This window comes from Klebsiella sp. HC6 (assembly GCF_022605325.1).
GTDB lineage: Bacteria > Pseudomonadota > Gammaproteobacteria > Enterobacterales > Enterobacteriaceae > Klebsiella > Klebsiella terrigena.
Genome location: NZ_CP093276.1, coordinates 2,541,408 through 2,559,037, shown reverse-complemented (window position 1 = coordinate 2,559,037; position 17,630 = coordinate 2,541,408). Strand labels below are relative to the sequence as shown.

Annotated in this window: 16 protein-coding genes and 1 pseudogene; 2 read left to right on the top strand and 15 right to left on the bottom strand. The window is 63.0% G+C overall.

Annotated elements, in window-relative coordinates; genetic code table 11:
* Nucleotides 1-39: 39 nt before the first annotated feature.
* The 8 genes and pseudogenes from MMW58_RS12420 to MMW58_RS12385 all read right to left on the bottom strand — a co-directional run bounded on the left by MMW58_RS12420 (nt 40) and on the right by MMW58_RS12385 (nt 7,194).
* Nucleotides 40-762: an amino acid ABC transporter ATP-binding protein gene (locus MMW58_RS12420; RefSeq protein ID WP_133599402.1), complete on the bottom strand. Its 723-nt coding sequence runs from the start codon at nt 760-762 to the stop codon at nt 40-42.
* Nucleotides 749-1,513 carry an amino acid ABC transporter permease gene (locus tag MMW58_RS12415; protein WP_041146000.1) on the bottom strand — a complete coding sequence of 255 codons (765 nt, stop codon included), beginning with the start codon at nt 1,511-1,513 and terminating at the stop codon, nt 749-751. Before MMW58_RS12415 ends, MMW58_RS12420 begins: the two co-directional genes overlap by 14 nt.
* A gap of 66 nt (nt 1,514-1,579) precedes the next feature.
* Nucleotides 1,580-2,347, bottom strand: coding sequence for a basic amino acid ABC transporter substrate-binding protein (locus MMW58_RS12410; protein WP_045858783.1), 768 nt, complete (start codon nt 2,345-2,347; stop codon nt 1,580-1,582).
* A gap of 95 nt (nt 2,348-2,442) precedes the next feature.
* The gene (locus MMW58_RS12405; RefSeq protein ID WP_123708253.1) at nt 2,443-3,342 is read right to left on the bottom strand and encodes a MurR/RpiR family transcriptional regulator; all 900 of its coding nucleotides are present in this window, start codon (nt 3,340-3,342) and stop codon (nt 2,443-2,445) included.
* Nucleotides 3,339-4,318, bottom strand: a pseudogene (locus MMW58_RS12400) (iron-siderophore ABC transporter substrate-binding protein). The gene MMW58_RS12405 and the pseudogene MMW58_RS12400 overlap by 4 nt, the downstream one beginning before the upstream one ends.
* Nucleotides 4,308-5,360: a FecCD family ABC transporter permease gene (locus MMW58_RS12395; protein ID WP_241723483.1), complete on the bottom strand. Its 1,053-nt coding sequence runs from the start codon at nt 5,358-5,360 to the stop codon at nt 4,308-4,310. The pseudogene MMW58_RS12400 and the gene MMW58_RS12395 overlap by 11 nt, the downstream one beginning before the upstream one ends.
* A complete protein-coding gene (locus tag MMW58_RS12390; RefSeq protein ID WP_241723482.1) occupies nt 5,357-6,376 on the bottom strand; it encodes a FecCD family ABC transporter permease in 1,020 nt (339 codons plus the stop codon). Before MMW58_RS12390 ends, MMW58_RS12395 begins: the two co-directional genes overlap by 4 nt.
* The gene (locus tag MMW58_RS12385) at nt 6,373-7,194 is read right to left on the bottom strand and encodes an ABC transporter ATP-binding protein (protein WP_241723481.1); all 822 of its coding nucleotides are present in this window, start codon (nt 7,192-7,194) and stop codon (nt 6,373-6,375) included. Before MMW58_RS12385 ends, MMW58_RS12390 begins: the two co-directional genes overlap by 4 nt.
* Nucleotides 7,195-7,621: 427 nt before the next feature.
* Here MMW58_RS12385 and MMW58_RS12380 point away from each other — a divergent pair, with 427 nt between their 5' ends.
* Nucleotides 7,622-9,784, top strand: a complete 2,163-nt coding sequence (locus MMW58_RS12380; RefSeq protein WP_241723480.1) for a TonB-dependent siderophore receptor — start codon at nt 7,622-7,624, stop codon at nt 9,782-9,784.
* Between the two features lie 63 nt (nt 9,785-9,847).
* On the opposite strand, the gene MMW58_RS12375 is transcribed toward MMW58_RS12380, so the two are convergent.
* From MMW58_RS12375 to MMW58_RS12345, 7 genes are all read right to left on the bottom strand, one after another.
* A complete protein-coding gene (locus tag MMW58_RS12375) occupies nt 9,848-10,630 on the bottom strand; it encodes an ABC transporter ATP-binding protein (RefSeq protein ID WP_241723479.1) in 783 nt (260 codons plus the stop codon).
* Nucleotides 10,624-11,619 carry an ABC transporter permease gene (locus tag MMW58_RS12370; protein WP_133598162.1) on the bottom strand — a complete coding sequence of 332 codons (996 nt, stop codon included), beginning with the start codon at nt 11,617-11,619 and terminating at the stop codon, nt 10,624-10,626. Before MMW58_RS12370 ends, MMW58_RS12375 begins: the two co-directional genes overlap by 7 nt.
* Entirely contained in the window at nt 11,600-12,637 is a 1,038-nt protein-coding gene (locus MMW58_RS12365) for an ABC transporter substrate-binding protein (RefSeq protein WP_241723478.1), read from the bottom strand. Before MMW58_RS12365 ends, MMW58_RS12370 begins: the two co-directional genes overlap by 20 nt.
* Nucleotides 12,634-13,608 (bottom strand): ABC transporter substrate-binding protein, encoded by a 975-nt coding sequence (locus MMW58_RS12360; RefSeq protein ID WP_241723477.1) that lies wholly within the window; start codon nt 13,606-13,608, stop codon nt 12,634-12,636. The genes MMW58_RS12365 and MMW58_RS12360 overlap by 4 nt, the downstream gene beginning before the upstream one ends.
* Before the next feature lie 11 nt (nt 13,609-13,619).
* A complete protein-coding gene (locus MMW58_RS12355) occupies nt 13,620-14,708 on the bottom strand; it encodes an acyl-CoA dehydrogenase family protein (RefSeq protein ID WP_241723719.1) in 1,089 nt (362 codons plus the stop codon).
* 71 nt (nt 14,709-14,779) lie between these two features.
* Nucleotides 14,780-15,865 (bottom strand): LLM class flavin-dependent oxidoreductase, encoded by a 1,086-nt coding sequence (locus tag MMW58_RS12350; RefSeq protein ID WP_241723476.1) that lies wholly within the window; start codon nt 15,863-15,865, stop codon nt 14,780-14,782.
* A 144-nt stretch (nt 15,866-16,009) separates the two neighbouring features.
* On the bottom strand, nt 16,010-16,903 hold the full coding sequence (locus MMW58_RS12345) for a LysR family transcriptional regulator (RefSeq protein ID WP_241723475.1): 894 nt from the start codon (nt 16,901-16,903) through the stop codon (nt 16,010-16,012).
* A gap of 130 nt (nt 16,904-17,033) precedes the next feature.
* Between MMW58_RS12345 and MMW58_RS12340 the strand changes: the two genes are divergently transcribed.
* Nucleotides 17,034-17,630: a cysteine dioxygenase family protein gene (locus MMW58_RS12340; protein WP_133598172.1), complete on the top strand. Its 597-nt coding sequence runs from the start codon at nt 17,034-17,036 to the stop codon at nt 17,628-17,630.

The following is a 17,630-nucleotide window of genomic DNA, read 5'->3' as shown; positions in this document are numbered from 1 at the left end:
TGCAGCAATATGATAAAGCGGCCCTGGCGGCCGCTTTTCTTATAGCACCTTGCTGAGGAACGCGGCGGTGCGCGGGTTGCTCGGGGCGCTGAAGATCTGCTCCGGCCGGCCCTGCTCCTGAATAATCCCGCCGTCGATAAAGATAACCCGGTCGGCGACCTCGCGGGCAAAGCCCATTTCATGGGTCACGATCACCATCGTCATCCCTTCGCTGGCGAGATTTTTCATCACCGCCAGCACGTCGCCGACCAGCTCGGGATCGAGCGCGGAGGTCGGCTCGTCGAACAGCATAATCGACGGCTCCATCGCCAGCGCGCGGGCAATCGCCACCCGCTGCTGCTGGCCGCCGGAGAGGCTGGAGGGCCAGGCGTCTCGCTTATCGCTCAGCCCCACCTTTGCCAGCAGCTCTTCCGCCAGCGCAATCGCCGCCTGCCGGGCCATGCCGCGCAGGTTCATCGGCGCCATGATCAGGTTTTCCAGCACCGTCATATGCGGGAACAGGTTGAAGCGCTGAAAGACCATGCCGACGCTTTCACGCATTTTATTCAGGTCCGTTGCGCGATCGTGGACGGCAAAGCCGTTGACCTCAACTTCGCCTTCGCTGACGGTTTCCAGCGCGTTCATGCAGCGCAGGAAGGTGCTTTTCCCCGAGCCCGACGGGCCGATAATGCACACCACTTCCTGCGGCTGAATATCGCAGCTGATGCCGCGCAGAACGTGGCTGTCACCGAAGCGCTTGTGCAGATTGTTAATGTGAATCACTTTTGCCAAACCTCTTTTCCAGACGGTTAACCAGCTGTGCCAGCAGGAAGGTAATCACCCAGTAGACCAGAGAGATCGTCAGGTAGGGTTCCCAGTAGGTGGCGTAGGCGCCGGAGACGGTGCGCGCGGCGTAGGCCAGGTCGGCAAGGCCGATCGCCGACGCCAGCGAGGAGTCCTTAACGATAGCGATGGCGTTGTTGCCCAGCGGCGGCAGAATGCGGCGAAACGCCTGCGGCAGGATCACCTGGCGCATGGTTTTCCACCACGGCATCCCCAGCGCGCGGGAGGCTTCCATCTGCCCTTTATCGATCGACTGAATGCCGGCGCGGAAAATTTCCGAGACGTAGGCCCCGGCGTTGAGCGTTATCGCCACCACGCAGGAGAGAAACGCGCCGTAGTTAGAGCGCAGCTCGCGGGCAAAGTCGGCGCTCATCACCCCGCCGGTGACCAGCAGGCCGTCGCGCGGGTTGATAAACAGCGGCACCAGCGCGAAGTGAACCACCATGATCTGCACGAACAGCGGCGTGCCGCGAAATGCGCTGACGTAGAAGCGTACCGGGAACTGAACCAGGTAGCGCAGGACGTATTTCCATACCCCGTGCTCGGCCTTCGCCATTCGCCCCAGCCCGAGGGTCAGCCCCCACAGGGTGCCGAGGATCACGCAAATAATGGTGCATTTAATGGTCATCAAGGCGCCGTCCATAAACAGCGGACCGTACTCCTCGATGATCTCCCAACGGAATCCCGTCATAATCTTTCCCTAAAAAATACGGCTATCGTCAAAGCCGATAGCCGTGAGTAAGACAAAAAATAGATTTTATTGCGCTGGCAGCGTCGGGACGTTGTCGTCGAACCAGGTTTTATAGATTTTGGCGTAGGTGCCGTCGGCGACAATCTTCTGCAGGCCGGCGTTGATTTTCGCCTGCAGCGCGCTGTTGCCCTTGGCTACGGCGATACCGAAGTACTGGCGCTCAAACTTCGCGTCGGGCACCAGCTTGAACTGCTTCTCCGGGTGCTGCTTGATGTAGTATTTTACCACCCCAACATCGCCGACCGCCGCGCTGACGCCGTCTTCAAACAGCTCCTGCAGCATCAGCGGCGTATTGTCGAAGCGCTTGATGGCGGTGCTGTTTTTACCCAGCACGTCAGAGACCACGATGTCGCCGGTGCTGGAGTTCACCACCCCAACCTTCTCGCTTTTCAGCGCCGCCAGCGAGGTCACCTTCGAATCCGCCGGCACCACGATCGACTGCTCGGCCGGGAAATAAGGGGCGGAGAAATCCACCATCTGCTTACGCTTATCGGTAATGGTGATCCCGGAGATGATAATGTCGCGATCGCCGGTGTTGAGGGTAGCGAAGATCCCCTCCCACGGCGTGTTGACCAGCTTGATATCAAAGTTTTCCGCCTTAGCGATCGCTTTGATGATGTCGATATCAAAACCTTCCAGCTGCTTCTGGCTGTTTTCGTACTCAAACGGGCGATAGGTGCCGCCGGAACCAACAACGTAGGTTTCCTGCGCCGCCTGCGCGGTGCCAATCATTGCCGCCATCAGGCAGCACGCTTTCATCCACTTCTTAACCATGACCGATCCTTTTTATGCATTTATTTTGCATAAAAATACACACACTCAGCATGGCATGCAACCACAAACCTGCGCCGCGGTGATTTATCTGGCCGTTAGCTGCGCTTACCGCCAGATTTACCGATCGCTTTATGCAGTTCGTTGATGCGCTTCATCGATTTCATGGTTTTTTGCGGAGCGGTAGAGGCGACCGAGAGCACCATCATTTCCAGACACACCAGCACCGTTCCGTGCAGCGGCACCCGCCCGTTATCGCCGCCGCGCGGCACCTCGATAACCACCTGCGCCTCCTGGCTGAAGCGGGAATCGACCGCCTGGGTCAGCAGAATCGTCGGAATACCGAGCCGCCGGGCCTCGCGCAGGGTGGTCATGCCCTCCCGGTGGGGGGATTTTTGCCCCATCATGATCAGCACGTCGCCGCGCTGCAGACCGATCAGCTGTTCGGCGAGGCTAAAACCTGTGCGGTTCAGGACGTAGGAAGGCAGGCCGATGCGGCTGAACAGCCTGGCGGTATACTCCGCCAGAATCCCCGACGCGCCGATGCCGAAAATCGCCACCTGGCGCGCGTCGCTGAGCAGGGCCACCGCCTGGGCTACCGCCGCGCGGTTGTCGGGACGGGAGAGCACCTCGCAGGCGCGCTGGTGGCCCTCGAGCACGAAATCGATGCTCGAATTGACGTCGGTGGAGAGCGCATTCACCGTCGAGAGCATTTTCTCCGAGGAGGTAATCGACGGTCCGAACCAGCGCTCCATGGTCTGCTTCAGCTCACGCAGCCCGGCGAAGCCCAGCGCCTGGATGGCCCTGACCACCGTGGCGTCGGAGGTGTGGGTGGCGGTGGCAATCTCCATCGCCGTGCGCTCCAGCACCACCTCGCGGTTGTCGTTGATATAGCTAACCACCGCCAGCAGGCGCGGCGACAGCTGATGCGCCCGGGCGCGAAAGCGGTCGCCAAACAGGTCAACCCGCCCCTTCTCGCGTTTTAGCGGCGTTTTCATTTCAGCTCCGCCGGCAGCGGACGTCCGGCAATATGCGACTGCACTTCGGCCGCCATCAGGCTCAGGGCGGCGAAGGAGTTGGAGATCACGTCCTCGCGCGGTAGCAGGATATAGCGTCCGCTGCGGCAGGCGCGCATAAAGTCGCACCAGCCCGGCATCACGGCCTCCATCGCCTGCAGCTCGTCCTGCGGCTTGCCGCCGGTGTCGGAGCGCCAGGTCGCAAAGACGAAATCGGCATCCAGCTCCGGCAGCTGCTCGGCGCTGACGTCGATGCGCTGGCCGTCGGGAATACGCTCAATCAGCGGCGGGAAGCGGAAGCCGGCGTCGCGCAGCACGCGCCCCAGCGCGTGATACGAATGGTGAACCGTCACTTTGCCGCCGTTGGCCTGAATCACCGAGACGGTAATCTTCTGCGTATCGACCGCCGCCTTCAGCTGCTTAATCTGCTCCTGATAGCGTCGTTCAAGCACCGCCAGCCGCGCCTCGGAGCCGGTCAGCTGCGCCAGCTTAGCGTAAATGCGCGGCGCGCTGCCCTGCAGATGGTCGATGCTTACCGTCGGGGCGATCTTCTCCAGCTGTTCCACCGAGACGTGGCGGCTGGGCTCGGTAATAATCAGGTCCGGCCTGGCCGCAGCCACGGCTTCGAGATCGATATCCGCGGTGCCGATAAACTGAATATCGCTGTTATCAAAATCGACGCCGGTAAGCTGGGCGCTGGAGCGCAGATAGTGGCTACCGTCGGGGCGCGTACGCCCGTGGCTGGCGACCGGCGGCACGCCGAGCTCAATCAGCGGGATCGTGATATCCAGATCGTGCATCGAGACAATCCGCTGCGGATGCAGCGGCACGTTCACCACCCGACCTAAATCATCGGTAAATTTTTGCGTCTGACCCGCGGCGGCACCCGCGGTACCGGCCACGCAAAGCAGCAGAGGAACTAACCAACGCATAGCAATCCTTGAGAGTTACAGGGCATCACGACGACGCCACAGCAGCAGAATAAAAAACGGACAGCCCACCAGGGCGATGACAATCCCGGCCGGGATTTGCAGCGGCGCAAAGGCCACCCGCCCGATGGTGTCGGTCACTAATACCAGCAGAGCGCCAATCAGCGCGCTGCCGCACAGCAGAGAGACCTGACCGCCGCGCAGCACAAAGCGCGCCATATGCGGTGCCATCAGGCCAACGAAGCCGAGACTACCCACGCAGGAGACGCTGGCGGAGGTTAGCAGCACCGGGGCAAAAAAGCGCAGCATCGTCAGCTGCTGTAGCCGGACGCCGAGGCCGATGGCCGTGCGGTCGCCGAGCAGCGCCACGTCCGCCGCGCGGGCGGTAAGAAACAGGATCAGCGCGCCGGGTAGCGCCCAGCAAGCAGCGACCGCCAGCAGCGGCCAGGTCGCCGCATGCAGGCTTCCCGCCAGCCAGATCATCGCCGTCTGCACGTCGCGGACGTCGGCGGTGGTCATAAAAATGCCCACCGCCGCGGCCAGCGTCCAGGAGACGCCGATACCGATCAGGATAAAGCGCGGCCGCGAGCAGTCGCGCGCCAGGGCCAGCACCAGCAGCGCCACCAGCACGCCGCCGGCCATTCCCGCCAGCGGCCGCCACGCCAGCGCCGTCGCCGGGAAGAACAGGATCAGCGCCAATACCACCACGCTGGCCCCCTCCTTGACGCCGATAAGCCCCGGGTCCGCCAGTCCGTTACGGGTGATGCTCTGCATCGCCGCACCGGCCATCCCCAGCATCGCCCCGCACAGCAGCGCCATAAACAGCCGCGGCAGGCGGATATCGAACAGAATAAAGCGCTGCTGTCCGCTGAGGCTATCCGCATCCAGCAGCGCCCGCAGCACGGTCCAGGAAGGCAGCGGAAAGCTGCCGCGCGTCAGGCCAAACGCGCCGAGGATCGCCATCACGACGAACAGCGCGGCGGCCATCTTCAGCGCCGCCGGGCGCAGCAGAATATGACGATTCCCGACAATCAGCGGGCGGAATCCGGCACGACGAGCGGCGCTTTTCATTTAAAGAATCTCGCGGCAATAAAGATAAACAGCGGCGCCCCCACCAGGGCGGTCATCGCCCCGGTCGCCAGTTCCTGAGGCGCCACCAGGGTGCGTGCCGCAATATCCGCCAGCACCAGCACCAGGGCACCCACCGGCGCCGCCAGCGGCAGCGCCAGGCGAATATCCTCGCTAATCAGCCGCCGCACCACGTGCGGGACCACCAGGCCGACAAAGCCGATCGGCCCGGCAACGGCGACCGCCGAACCGCACAGCAGCGCGATCGCGGTCAGCCCCAGCAGCCGGGTCTGGGCAATTTTCACCCCCAGCCCGAGGGCGACCTTATCCCCCAAAGCCAGGACGTTAAGCCGCGGGGCGATGGTGAGCGCGATCAGCAGCCCGCCCAGCGCCGGGATCAGCGCCGCGCGCAGCGTTTGCCACTTCAGTCCGGCAAGATCGCCCGCCAGCCAGGTGCGCATCGCCAGCAGCGTCTGTTCGTCCAGAATCAGGACAGCCGCGGTCACCGCCGACGCAAAGGCCGAGAGCGCCACCCCGCACAGGGTGATGCGCAGCGGCGTCATGCCGCCGCGTCCGGAGGAGGCCAGCAGCATCACGGCGCCAAACAGCAGCCCTGCGCCGCAGGCGGCGGTCAGCGGGCGGCCGAACGCCGCTTCGCCGAGGCCCAGCGCCGAGGTCGCCACCACCGCCAGCGACGCGCCGGCATTGAGGCCGAGAATGTGCGGTTCGCCGAGCGGATTGCGGATCACCGTCTGCAGCAGCATACCCGCGACGCCGAGCGCGGCGCCGGTCAGCAACGCGGCGGCCAGGCGCACGAGGCGTAAATCGACGATAATCCGCTGGTCAAAACTGCGCGGATCGTAATGGAGCAGCGCCTGCAGTATGGTGGGCGGCGCAATCCAGCGCGCCCCCAGCCCCAGGTGCACCAGCGAGCCGCCGATCAGCAGCAGGGTCAGCACCACCACGGCCAGCCGCGGCCGGGCGCGTCGGCGCCGGAGCATCAGCGCGCCGGCGCTCATTGTCCGGCCGCCTGGCGGGCGCGAAAGGGCATAAAGAACGGTTTACCGGTTTGCGGGTTCAGCGACATCTGCACGTCAACGTCAAACACCGTTTTAATCAGCTCCGGGGTACAGGTTTCATTTTCACCAATCACCCCGGCAATGCGCCCCTGCTTAAGAAACACCAGCGTATCGGCATAGTTCACCGCAAAGTTCAGGTCGTGCAGGACGGTCACCACCGTGCGCCCGTGTTCGCGGGTCAGGGTCTGCAGCAGCTCGAGAATATCGACCTGATAGCGCAGATCGAGCCAGGTGGTCGGTTCATCGAGCAGAATAGTGGCGGTTTGCTGGGCCAGCGCCATCGCTATCCAGCAGCGCTGGCGCTGGCCGCCGGAGAGGCTGTCCACCGGCAGATGGGCGAACTCGGCGGTGCCGGTGAGCGCCAGCGCCTCCTCCACCGCCCGCTCGTCGGCGTCCGACCACTGGCGCATCAGCCCTTGCCAGGGATAGCGCCCGCGCGCGACCAGCTCGAAAACCGTCAGCCCTTCCGGGGTGAGCGGCGACTGGGGCAGTATCCCCAGCCGGCGCGATACTGCCCGGGTGGGCAGCTCGTGGATAATCTCACCGTCGAGGCGCACGCAGCCGCCGAGCGGCTTGAGCATTCGGGCGATGGTCGATAGCAGGGTCGATTTCCCGGAGCCGTTGGCCCCGGCCAGTACCGTCATTTTGCCGTGGGGGATCGTCAGATTAATATCGTTGACGATAAGGGTCTGGCCGTATCCGGCCGACAGGGAATCCAGCACAATCCCCTGCTCTGCAGGCATCACCCGCTGTGGCATAACTCGCTCCCGCACCGCAGCGGCGTGGCATCAGGCCCGCACGGACTGCACTCAAACAAAAATACATCTCATTCTCTTTTGATCATGATGTGAATGAATGTAGTAGTCAATACTCTGTTTTACGCACAGAGAAAAGGCGCTACCGGCAATCTTACGTAGCGGAACAATCCTAATTAAATACATTAAAAACAGAATGATAAACATAATTTTCGCCGTTCATTACGCCGCCAAAACGCCGCTTTCGCCGGCAGCGTTTTTTTATCTTACATAACGTTTACTACTACATTGCTACGTGGTTGAATGATTCTCAATTACATATCCGGGCGCGAATTATGGCGGTTCACGGATAGATAATATTTTTAAGGGCAATGATTTAATTGGCTTTATCTGTCCGCAAAGGACGGATTCGTTCACGAGAAACAGACAAATGACGCAATCAACTGTCCCTTTCACGACATTGAAAGGGCGTGCACTTTTTTCACTGATTTTTTTGGGTTCCTTTACCTCTCCGGGGATTATCGCCGCGCAAACCGCGGCGGAAAAAGATAAAAAGGCGAGCGACGAAACCATTACGGTGGTGGCGGACGGCAGCCAGCAAAACGCCACCAGCGGCTATCAGCCCCTCAGCAGCTCGACCGCGACGCTGACCTCAATGCCGATGCTGGATATCCCGCAGGTGGTTAACACCGTCAGCGACCAGGTGCTGGAAGATCAGCACGTCACTACGCTCGACGAGGCGCTGTATAACGTCGCCAACGTCGTGCAGACCAATACCCTCGGCGGCACCCAGGACGCCTTTACCCGCCGCGGTTTCGGCGCTAACCGCGACGGTTCCATTATGACCAACGGGCTGCGCACCGTCCTGCCGCGCAGCTTCAACGCCGCCGCCGAGCGCGTGGAGGTGCTGAAAGGCCCGGCCTCGACGCTGTACGGCATTCTCGACCCCGGCGGGCTGATTAACGTGGTGACCAAACGCCCGGAAAAAACCTTCGGCGGATCGATTTCGGCGACCTCCACCAGCTTTGGCGGCGGCAGCGGCCAGTTTGACGTCACCGGCCCCATCGAAGGGACGCGCCTCGCGTACCGCGTCATCGGCGAATATCAGAATGAAGACTACTGGCGCAGCTTTGGCAAAGAGAAGAGCAGCTTTATCGCCCCTTCCCTGACCTGGTTTGGCGACCGCGCCACGGTCAACGTGGCATACTCGCATCGCGACTACAGTACACCGTTCGATCGCGGGACGATTTTCGATCTCAATACCAAAAAGGCGGTCAACGTCGATCGTAAAACCCGCTTCGACGAGCCGTTCAATATTACCGACGGCTATTCCGACCTGGCGCAGCTTAACGCCGAATACCGGCTCAACGAGGCCTGGACCGCCCGCTTTGACTACAGCTACAGCCAGGATCACTACAACGATAACCAGGCTCGGGTCATGGCCTATGATTCCGCCACCGGCGACCTGACCCGCCGCGTTGACGCCACCCACGGCTCAACCCAGAAGATGCACTCGACCCGTGCCGATCTGCAGGGCGACGTGGTGATTGGCGGTTTCTACAACGAGATCCTCAGCGGTATCGCCTACGAGAACTACGATCTGCTGCGCACCGACATGATCCGCTGTAAGAACACCAAGGGATTCAATATCTACAATCCGGTCTACGGCACCGTCGATAAATGCACCAGCGTGTCGGCGTCCGATAGCGATCAGCGCATTCAGCAGGAGAGCTACGCCGCCTACGTGCAGGACGCGCTCTACCTCAACGATAGCTGGATCGCCGTCGCCGGCGTGCGCTACCAGTATTACACCCAGTACGCCGGCAAGGGGCGTCCGTTTAACGTCAATACCGACAGCAGCGACCAGAAGTGGACGCCGAAGTTTGGCCTGGTCTATAAGCTGACGCCGACCATCTCGCTGTTCGGCAACGTGGCGCAGTCGTTTATGCCGCAGTCGTCCATCGCCAGCTATATCGGCAACCTGCCGCCGGAAGAGTCCACCTCCTACGAGCTGGGCGCCAAGTTTGAGCTGTTCAGCGGCGTGACCGCCAATATCGCCCTGTTCGATATCGATAAGCGTAACGTGCTGTACAACGAAACGGTCGGGGATGAAACCATTGCCAAAACGGCGGGCAAGGTGCGCTCGCGGGGCGTGGAGATGGACGTCGCCGGGTCGCTCACCGACAACCTGAGCATCATCGCCAGCTACGGCTATACCGACGCTAAGGTGCTCGACGATCCGGACTACGCCGGTAAGCCAATGCCGAACGTGCCAAAACATACCGGCTCGCTGTACATGACCTATGACGTGCATAACGTCTACGCCGGCAATACCCTGACCCTCGGCGCCGGGGGGCACGCGGTCAGCAAGCGTTCCGCCACCAACGGCGCGGACTATTACCTGCCGGGGTACGGCGTCGCGGACGCGTTCGCCGCCTATAAGATGAAGCTGCAGTATCCGGTCACCCTGCAGGTTAACGTTAAGAACCTGTTCGATAAGACCTACTACACCTCTTCGGTCGGTACCAACAACCTGGGCAACCAGATTGGCGACCCGCGCGAAGTGCAGTTTACGGTGAAGATGGATTTTTAAGCGCCCGACGCTCTCCCGGCGCAGCGCAAGGTTGCCCCCGGGAGAGACTCCCCATCGCCAATCCTACCAGTCCTCCGCCTGGCCCAGGATGCGCAAAATGTCCTGTCGATGGCCGACCAGCTGCGGATTATCGCGGTGTCGCGGGAAGGGCAGCGGCAGCGTAAATTCGGCAATAATTCGCCCCGGACGGGGCGACATCACCAGCACTCTTTCACACAGCAGCAGCGCCTCTTCGATATCGTGCGTCACCAGCAGGCTGGTATAGCCCTGCTGCTGCCAGAGCGAGATCAGCTCGCGCTGCATGCCGATGCGCGTCAGGGAATCCAGCTTGCCTAAGGGTTCGTCGAGCAGCAGCAGCCGCGGCTCGTTGAGCAGCGCCCGCGCCAGCGCCGCCCGCTGGGCCATTCCGCCGGAGAGCTGACGCGGCCAGGCGGCGCTAAACGCCTCCAGCCCCATCCGCGCAATCAGCGCGTCGGCCTTTGGCTCCAGCCCTTTCCTCCCCTGCGCCTGGGGCCCGAGCAGCACGTTTTGCCGCACCGTCAGCCACGGATAGAGGGTCGGGTCCTGAAACACCAGGATCCGCTCCGGCCCCGGAGCCCCCATGCGGCGGTCATCGATCTGCACCTGCCCGCTCTGCAGCGCCTCCAGCCCCGCCAGCAGCCGCAGCAGGGTGGATTTCCCGCAGCCGGACGGCCCCAGCAGCGCCACGCTCTCTCCGGGGCGCAACTGCAGGCTGATATTCTCCAGCACCGGCACCGTCTGCCTACCCAGCGCGAAGGCGTGGCTCAGACGGGAGATGTCGATGGCCGCACCGGCCGGCGTGGCCGTGGTCGTGGTCGTTACCATGTCATGCCTCCACGCTGCCAGCTCAGCAGCCGGTCGCGCAAAATAAACAGTCCGCTAATCAGGCCGGAACAGAGAAAGGCCATCACCAGCAGCGCGGCGTACATGTTGGGGTAGGCCGCCCAGCCCTGCGCCCACTGCAGATAGAAGCCGATCCCGGATTTAACGCCGACCATCTCAGCGACGATCAGCACCGAAAACGAGGCGCCTAACCCCATAAACAGCCCAACGAAGACGTTCGGCAGCGCGGCGGGAATGGCCACCCGCAGGATCAGAAAGCGCTGACTGGCCCCCAGCGTGCGCGCCACGTCGTACCAGGCTTTGTCGATACTCATCACCCCGGACCACGTCAAAACGGTGACCGGAAACCAGGTGCTGAGGGCGATTAAAAAGACGCTGGCCCCGAAGCTGGAAGGGAAGATAAACAGACACAGCGGCAGCAGCGCCGTTGACGGCACCGGCCCAAGCAGGCGCAGTACCGGATGCAGCCAGTAGCCAATGCGCTGCGACCAGCCGATGGCCAGTCCGCTGATAAAGCCGCTGGACGTTCCGAGCAGCACCCCGAGGCTCAGCAGGCCCAGCGAGTGCAGCAGGCTATCCAGCAGGCGCGGCCAGTCGTCATACAGCACTTCGATCAGCGCCTGCGGCGGGGCAAAAAACGGTACCGGCAGGATCGCGGATTTCGCCGTCAGCCACTCCCACAGGCCGAACAGCACCGGCAGCAGCGCCAGCCATTTCCCGGCATGCTGCAGGCGCCCGCCCCGCTGGCGCCAGTAGCGATAGCTCAGAGCCAGCAGCAGCAGCCCGCCGGCGATCGCGAACTGCGCCATCGCCCAGCCTTCGCTGTAGGGCCAGCGCCGCCCGGCATCCGGCCACCTGAGGGTAAAAAGCCCGCCCGCCAGCCACAGCGCGGCGGCTAGCAGGCCTTCAGCCCACAGCGGACCGCTGGCCCGCGGCCGCGACAGCGCCTGCTCAGGCGAATACGTTGGCATAAATACTCTCCGCAAACTGATGAGGATCGGTCCCGGGCTTGATCACCTGCACCCGCTGCAGGTCAATGGCGTACTGGGTCAGCTCTTTGACGAACGCCTCGCCGACGGCGTGGTGGCCGTGGCCCTGGCCGTGAAGGATCCCCGAGACCTCGGTCTCATTGGTATTCAGCGCGTGGGCCATAAACGTCTGCGCCACGCTTTCCGGGTGGGCCGAAGCGTAGCTGTGCGCCTCCAGAATGGCCTGGGTCAGCGCGGCCGCCGCCGGCTTGTGGTCCCGCGCCAGCGATCCGCTCACCCCCAGTACGCAGCAACTGAGGTTGGCGTAATCCCCGCTCATATTGCTGGCGATCAGCTGATACTTGCCGGTCTCCAGCAGGCGATAGCTAAAGGGTTCGCTGCCGCTGATGGCGGCAATCTCGCGTTTATCAAGCGCTACGCTCAGCAAATCGGCGGGATACACCTTCCACTGCACGTCGCTGAGCGGGTCGATCCCGTGACGCTTGAGCAAAATGGCGAAGAAGTTTTTATCCGGGCCGGCCATATCGGTCACCCCGATAGTCTGCCCTTTCAGGCTCTCCAGGCCGCCAAACGGCGAATTTTTTGCCGTCAGCAGATTCAGGCAGCCGCCGTGCGTCCCGGCGGTGAGCTTGACGTCAAAACCCTGCTCCAGCGCCTTCAGCCAGCGCAGCGCCATCCCGACGCCGGCGTCCGCCTTGCCGGTGGCTATCGCCTCCAGCAGAACGTCGGTCGAATTACCAAAATTGACGAACTCGACGTCGAGGTTGTACTTGCTGAAAAACTTCTGCTGCTCGGCCACCGCGACCGGGGCAAGACACACCGCGCTTTTGTTGATCGCCAGCTTGATTTTGTACGGTTCGGCCAGGCGCAGCGCCAGGTTTTCGCCCTCTGCGGGCATCGCCGCCATATCGTGTGCCCACAGCGGCCAGGCCGTCGCCGCCAATGCCGTACCGGCGCTCAGCTGAAGAAAACGGCGGCGGGAAAAAGAGGTCTCGATCATGGCGTGGTCTCCTGAGGCGCGGTTTGTGCAGGCACGGTAAAGCCGTCATCAAAGGTCGGCGTGACGTCCAGCCTGGCGCGGATCAGCCCGTTGGCCTGATAAAAATCGGCGGTGGCCTGCTGCTGGGCGACGATGCGCGAGTCCAGGCGCTGCCACTGCGATTGCCGGTTAGCGAACTGCGCCCGGGCGATATCCGCTGGAAAACGGATAATCTCCCCGAGGGTTTTGCCGTAGCTGTCCAGATTGGCATAGGCCCAGCGCTCCGCTCCCGCCAGGCGATGCAGATAATCCTGCAGCGCCGCCCGTTTAGCCGGGTCCTTGAGGCTGGCGTCGGTGGCAGCAAGGAAGGTATTGCCGGGCAGCAGCCCCTTGCCGCTGACCAGAATTTGCCCCTCAGCGGTTTTCACCAGCTGGGTGGTGTAGGGCTCCCAGGTCGCCCAGGCATCCACCGACCCGTTGAGCAATGCCACTTTGGCATCAACCGGACCGAGGAAGACCCACTGCACGTCCCTGGGCGATATCCCCGCCTGCTCCAGCGCTTTGAGGGCGACAAAGTGGCCGATGGACCCCTTCCCGGTAGCGATGCGTTTGCCCTTTAGGTCCGCCGCGCTTTTCAGCAGGCTGCCCGGCGGGACCAGCACCGCGGTGCCGGCGGGGTTGCTCTTATCGACGGCGATCGCTTTTACCGGCGCGCCGTTGGCGAGGGCGAACAGCAGCGGCGCATCGCCGATAATCCCGGCATCAACCGCACCGGCGTTCAGCGCTTCGGCCAGCGGCGCGGCGGCGGGAAACTCCGCCCACTTAATGTCGTAATTCAGGTTCTGCAGCGCATTCGCGGCTTCAAGCTGCGAGCGCATGCCGCCTTTTTGATCGGCAATGCGCAGCGTGACGCGCTCCTGCGCCGCCGCATAGCCGCTCAGCGCCAGCAGCATTAGCGCCGCGGCTAAAGGTGTTCTCTTTCGTTCGCGCATGGTGATTATCCTTATAGTTGAAAAGCCTGTTTACCCGCCGCCTGCCAGGCGCTGTCGCTCTGCGGCGTGTGCACCCGCCCGCACAGCACGTTGCGGTAGTGGCGCTCCAGAGGATGCTGGCGGCTGAGCCCGTGATTGCCGGTGAGCTCCAGCGCCTGGCCTACCGCCAGAATGGCGTTGTCGGTGATGGTCACCTTCGCCAGATTGGCTTCAGCGGCGGTAAACTCCAGCGCGGCCGCCCGCTGCAGCAGGCAGCGGTTGGTCAGCAGCGCGCTGTCGATCTGCCCGACTTTTTCCTGCACCCGCGGCAGCTGGCTCAGCGGCTGCCCAAGGCTTCCGGGGATACGCGAACGCAGCCAGCCCAGCAGCCAGTCGCGCGCGGCGCGGGCGACGCTGTCGTAAATTGCCGCCAGCAGCGCCGCGTGGCGGTTGGCAAACAGCCGCGTCTGTTCGGCATTCGGCTCCGGCGGCGTCGCCGCGGGCCAGGTCTCCACCGCGCTCTCCGGCGCCAGCAGCACGTTGCTGAAGATCGCTTCATGGCTGCCGGTGGCGCGCATTCCCGCGTGATCCCAGCTCCTGACGATAGTGACGCCGTCACTTTTAGCCGGCACCAGCCAGGTCCCCACCAGCGGGTCGGGGTCATCGCTCCGCGCCCAGACCGCCAGCCAGCTCAGCCCCTCAACGCCGGTGGTGTAGAGCTTGTGGCCGTTGAGCCGCCAGCCCTGCGCGGTGCGGGCGGCGACGGTTTGCGGCAGGCCGCCGCGCGCCGGGGAGCCGAGCTCTGGCTCAACCCGCAGGCTGTTGATGAGGCCGCCGCGTTCGACGGCGTCGCGAAAGACCCGCTCGCGCAGCGGCTCCGCCCAGCCTTCGCTCTCCGCCAGCCGCAAATGGTGCAGATACTGCATGCAGACGATCAGCGCCGTCGCCGGCTCGCCCCACGCGATGGCGGAAATCGCCTCCTGCAGTTGCAGCAGGTCCGCCTGCGCGCCGCCGTAGCGCCGCGGCGTCGCCAGGCTCAGAAAGCCCTCCCGGTGCAGCAGGTCGAGGTTATGGCGGGGAAACTCGCCGCTGCGGTCAAGTTCTGCCGCCCGTTCCGCCATCTGCCGGCGGATCTCCGTCAGCCGCTGCGGCCAGCTGGCCGCCGGCTGAGGCGGAGCCTGGGGAGGATAGCTCACGATACCCGCGCCTTAGCCGCCCGCAGCGCCGCCTTTTCGCGGGCGATCGGCAGCAGCGCTTTGCCATATTCCTGCGCATCGTTGAGCGGGTCGAAGCCGCGGATCAGGAAGTTGTGGACCCCGAGGTCGTAGTAGTCGAGCAGCGCGTCGGCAACCTGTTCCGGCGTCCCCACCAGCGCGGTGGAGTTATGCCCGCCGCCCACCAGCTTCGCAATACCGGTCCACAGGCGCTTATCCACCACGTTTCCCTGCTCCGCCGTCGCTCGCAGGCGCTGGGCGCCGACGCTCTCCGGCTTGGCCTTAAATCCTCCGTCGGTCTGCGCCGCGCGCTCGGAGGCCACGTGTAAAATATGCTCGGCTTTTTCCCAGGCCTGCGCTTCGCTGTCGGCGATAATCGGCCGGAAGGAGACGCTGAAATCAATTTCGCGCTGATGTTTTGCCGCTTCAGCCCGCACCCGCTTCACCGTCTCCTGGGTTTGCCCCAGCGACTCTCCCCACAGGGCAAAGACGTCGGCGTGCTTACCGGCCACCCGAATGGCGGCTTCTGAAGAGCCGCCAAAATAGAGCGGAATATGCGGCTTTTGCAGCGGACGAATGGCCGACCATGCCTGCTCGGCCTGGTAGAACTCATTGGCGATATCGACCGGCTGCTCCGCGGTCCAGATTTTGCGTACCGTCTCAAGGAAGGCGTCGGTGCGCGCATAGCGCTGGTCGTGATTGAGATAGTCGCCGTCGCGGCGCTGTTCGGCATCGTTGCCGCCGCTGATAATGTGCACCGCGAGGCGGCCGCCGAGCAGATGCTCAAGGGTGGCGAATTTTCGCGCGGCGAGGGTTGGCGAAACAAAACCCGGGCGGTGGGCGAGCAGAAAATTGATTTTTTGCGTCGACAGCCCGGCCAGGGCGGTGACCAGAAATCCATCGGGCTGATCGGACCAATGCCCCACCAGCAGCCGGTCAAAGCCGGCGGCCTCGTGCGCCTGAGCAAAACGAACGATATAGTCGCGGTCAAAAATCGGCCCTACCGGGGCGATAGTTTCGGACGCAAGACGGTGGCCGATCATGCCGAGAAACTGAATGCTCATACAAACTCCTTGGGTCAGGGTAACGGGCCGGCCGCGGCGGCGGCGCAATATCGTTACCCTATACACCGGAGATTAATGAACAAAATGCATTTTTATCATATCTTAATATGCTAAATCAGCATTTAGATAAATTACACCTATTTTTCAGTCAAATGAAGCGAGCTGCTGCACGATTTTGGCGGCAAAAAAAGTCAGCGGCTGCTGGAGATTAGCCAAATTCTGGGCGCTGATTTGCCACAGGCAGACCGCGGGCTGGAAATCGGCTAACGCCAGGATGCTAATCTCATCGCGCCACGGGCTGGCCGCCAGCGCCGCCCGGGGGACGATGCCCAATCCCAGCCCCTGCGCCACCAGGCCAATCTGCAGCTGGGCCCCCGCGGTCTCGGTATTCAGCTGCAGCCGCAGCCCCTGGGCCTGCAGCTCGCGGATCAATCCCGCCCGCAGCCCGCAGCCGTCGGGGTTGAGCACCCAGCCGTGCGCCGCGCACTCCCGCAGCGCCCCGGCGGAGAGACGCAGGCTCCTGCCGGCAATCACCACGATATCCAGCGGACAGAGCAGCCGCCCGCTGTAGCCCTCCGCGAAGGCCTGCTGCGCCGGGCCCATCGCCAGCACGCCGTCAAGCTCGACGCTCTCCAGACGCTTCTGCAGCTGAGCGCTCCAGCCGCAGGTCACCTGCGGCTGAAGGTGCGGGAACTGCTGACGCAGCGCCGTCAGCGCCGGCTGGAGGCCGATTTCCGCCACGCTCTGCGGCAGGCCAAGCCGCAGAACCCCGCGCGGCTCCGCCTCCGGGTCCAGCAGCCCGTAGAGCTTTTTGGTTTCCCGCTTGATGGTCAGGCACTGCTCGTAGACGCGATGCCCGGCGGCGGTCAGGGTCAGCGGCCGGGTCTGCCGCTCCAGCAGGGTCACGTTCAGCGTCTGCTCCAGCCGCTGCAGGCGACGGGTGATCGCCGACTGGGTAATACCCAGATATTCCGCCGCCTGATTCAGGGAGGAGAACTGTACGGTGGCTAGCAGGGCGTCGATGTCGTCAATGCGCATAGATTCCTTAGAGTCGGCCTCGCCAGACTCTTAATGTTTATTTTGCATATTAATATATGCGGAAATTGCATTTAAATAATATTAACGCCTTTGTTAGCGTATTGACCAGCCCCTCTGACAGGAACCGATGATGAGCACATCCCGACTGGAAAAATTACGCCATTTTATTCAAGACGTTGACGTCCTGCATCGCGAGATCGGCCGGCCGGAGCCGCTGCTGGACGCGGTGGCCCTGCGGCTGGCGGCGCTGGTAAAGCAGGATGACTGGCTGCCGGACGAGTACGCCCTGCCGCATCCCCACCATTATCAGCAGTATCTGCTGCACGCCGACTCCGGGCAGCGCTTTTCAATCGTCAGCTTCGTCTGGGGACCGGGACAGTCGACGCCGATCCACGACCACCGGGTGTGGGGCGCGATCGGCATGCTGCGCGGGGCGGAGGAGAATCAGCGCTACCGCCTCGACGACGCCGGCACGCCGGTGGCTGACGGTATCGCCCAGCGCCTCTCCCCCGGCGAGGTCGAAAAAGTCTCCGCCCGCGACGGCGATATTCACCGGGTCAGCAACGCGCTGGCGGACAGGGTATCGATCAGCATCCACGTTTACGGCGGCAATATCGGCGCCGTCAGGCGCGCCGTGTATACCCCGGAAGGAGTCAGCAAACCCTTTATCTCCGGCTACTCCAACCGCCATTTACCCAATCTCTGGGATCTCTCTAAGGATAATTAA

Bases quoted from the DNA above. Each gene is read 5' to 3' on its own strand.
- MMW58_RS12360 (WP_241723477.1), bottom strand. From the start codon at position 13,608: ATGCGCGAACGAAAGAGAACACCTTTAGCCGCGGCGCTAATGCTGCTG.
- MMW58_RS12340 (WP_133598172.1), top strand. From the start codon at position 17,034: ATGAGCACATCCCGACTGGAAAAATTACGCCATTTTATTCAAGACGTT.
- MMW58_RS12410 (WP_045858783.1), bottom strand. From the start codon at position 2,347: ATGGTTAAGAAGTGGATGAAAGCGTGCTGCCTGATGGCGGCAATGATT.
- MMW58_RS12395 (WP_241723483.1), bottom strand. From the start codon at position 5,360: ATGAAAAGCGCCGCTCGTCGTGCCGGATTCCGCCCGCTGATTGTCGGG.
- MMW58_RS12405 (WP_123708253.1), bottom strand. From the start codon at position 3,342: ATGAAAACGCCGCTAAAACGCGAGAAGGGGCGGGTTGACCTGTTTGGC.
- MMW58_RS12380 (WP_241723480.1), top strand. From the start codon at position 7,622: ATGACGCAATCAACTGTCCCTTTCACGACATTGAAAGGGCGTGCACTT.
- MMW58_RS12355 (WP_241723719.1), bottom strand. From the start codon at position 14,708: ATGGCGGAACGGGCGGCAGAACTTGACCGCAGCGGCGAGTTTCCCCGC.
- MMW58_RS12365 (WP_241723478.1), bottom strand. From the start codon at position 12,637: ATGATCGAGACCTCTTTTTCCCGCCGCCGTTTTCTTCAGCTGAGCGCC.
- MMW58_RS12345 (WP_241723475.1), bottom strand. From the start codon at position 16,903: ATGCGCATTGACGACATCGACGCCCTGCTAGCCACCGTACAGTTCTCC.
- MMW58_RS12415 (WP_041146000.1), bottom strand. From the start codon at position 1,513: ATGACGGGATTCCGTTGGGAGATCATCGAGGAGTACGGTCCGCTGTTT.
- MMW58_RS12375 (WP_241723479.1), bottom strand. From the start codon at position 10,630: ATGGTAACGACCACGACCACGGCCACGCCGGCCGGTGCGGCCATCGAC.
- MMW58_RS12385 (WP_241723481.1), bottom strand. From the start codon at position 7,194: ATGCCACAGCGGGTGATGCCTGCAGAGCAGGGGATTGTGCTGGATTCC.
- MMW58_RS12350 (WP_241723476.1), bottom strand. From the start codon at position 15,865: ATGAGCATTCAGTTTCTCGGCATGATCGGCCACCGTCTTGCGTCCGAA.
- MMW58_RS12370 (WP_133598162.1), bottom strand. From the start codon at position 11,619: ATGCCAACGTATTCGCCTGAGCAGGCGCTGTCGCGGCCGCGGGCCAGC.
- MMW58_RS12390 (WP_241723482.1), bottom strand. From the start codon at position 6,376: ATGAGCGCCGGCGCGCTGATGCTCCGGCGCCGACGCGCCCGGCCGCGG.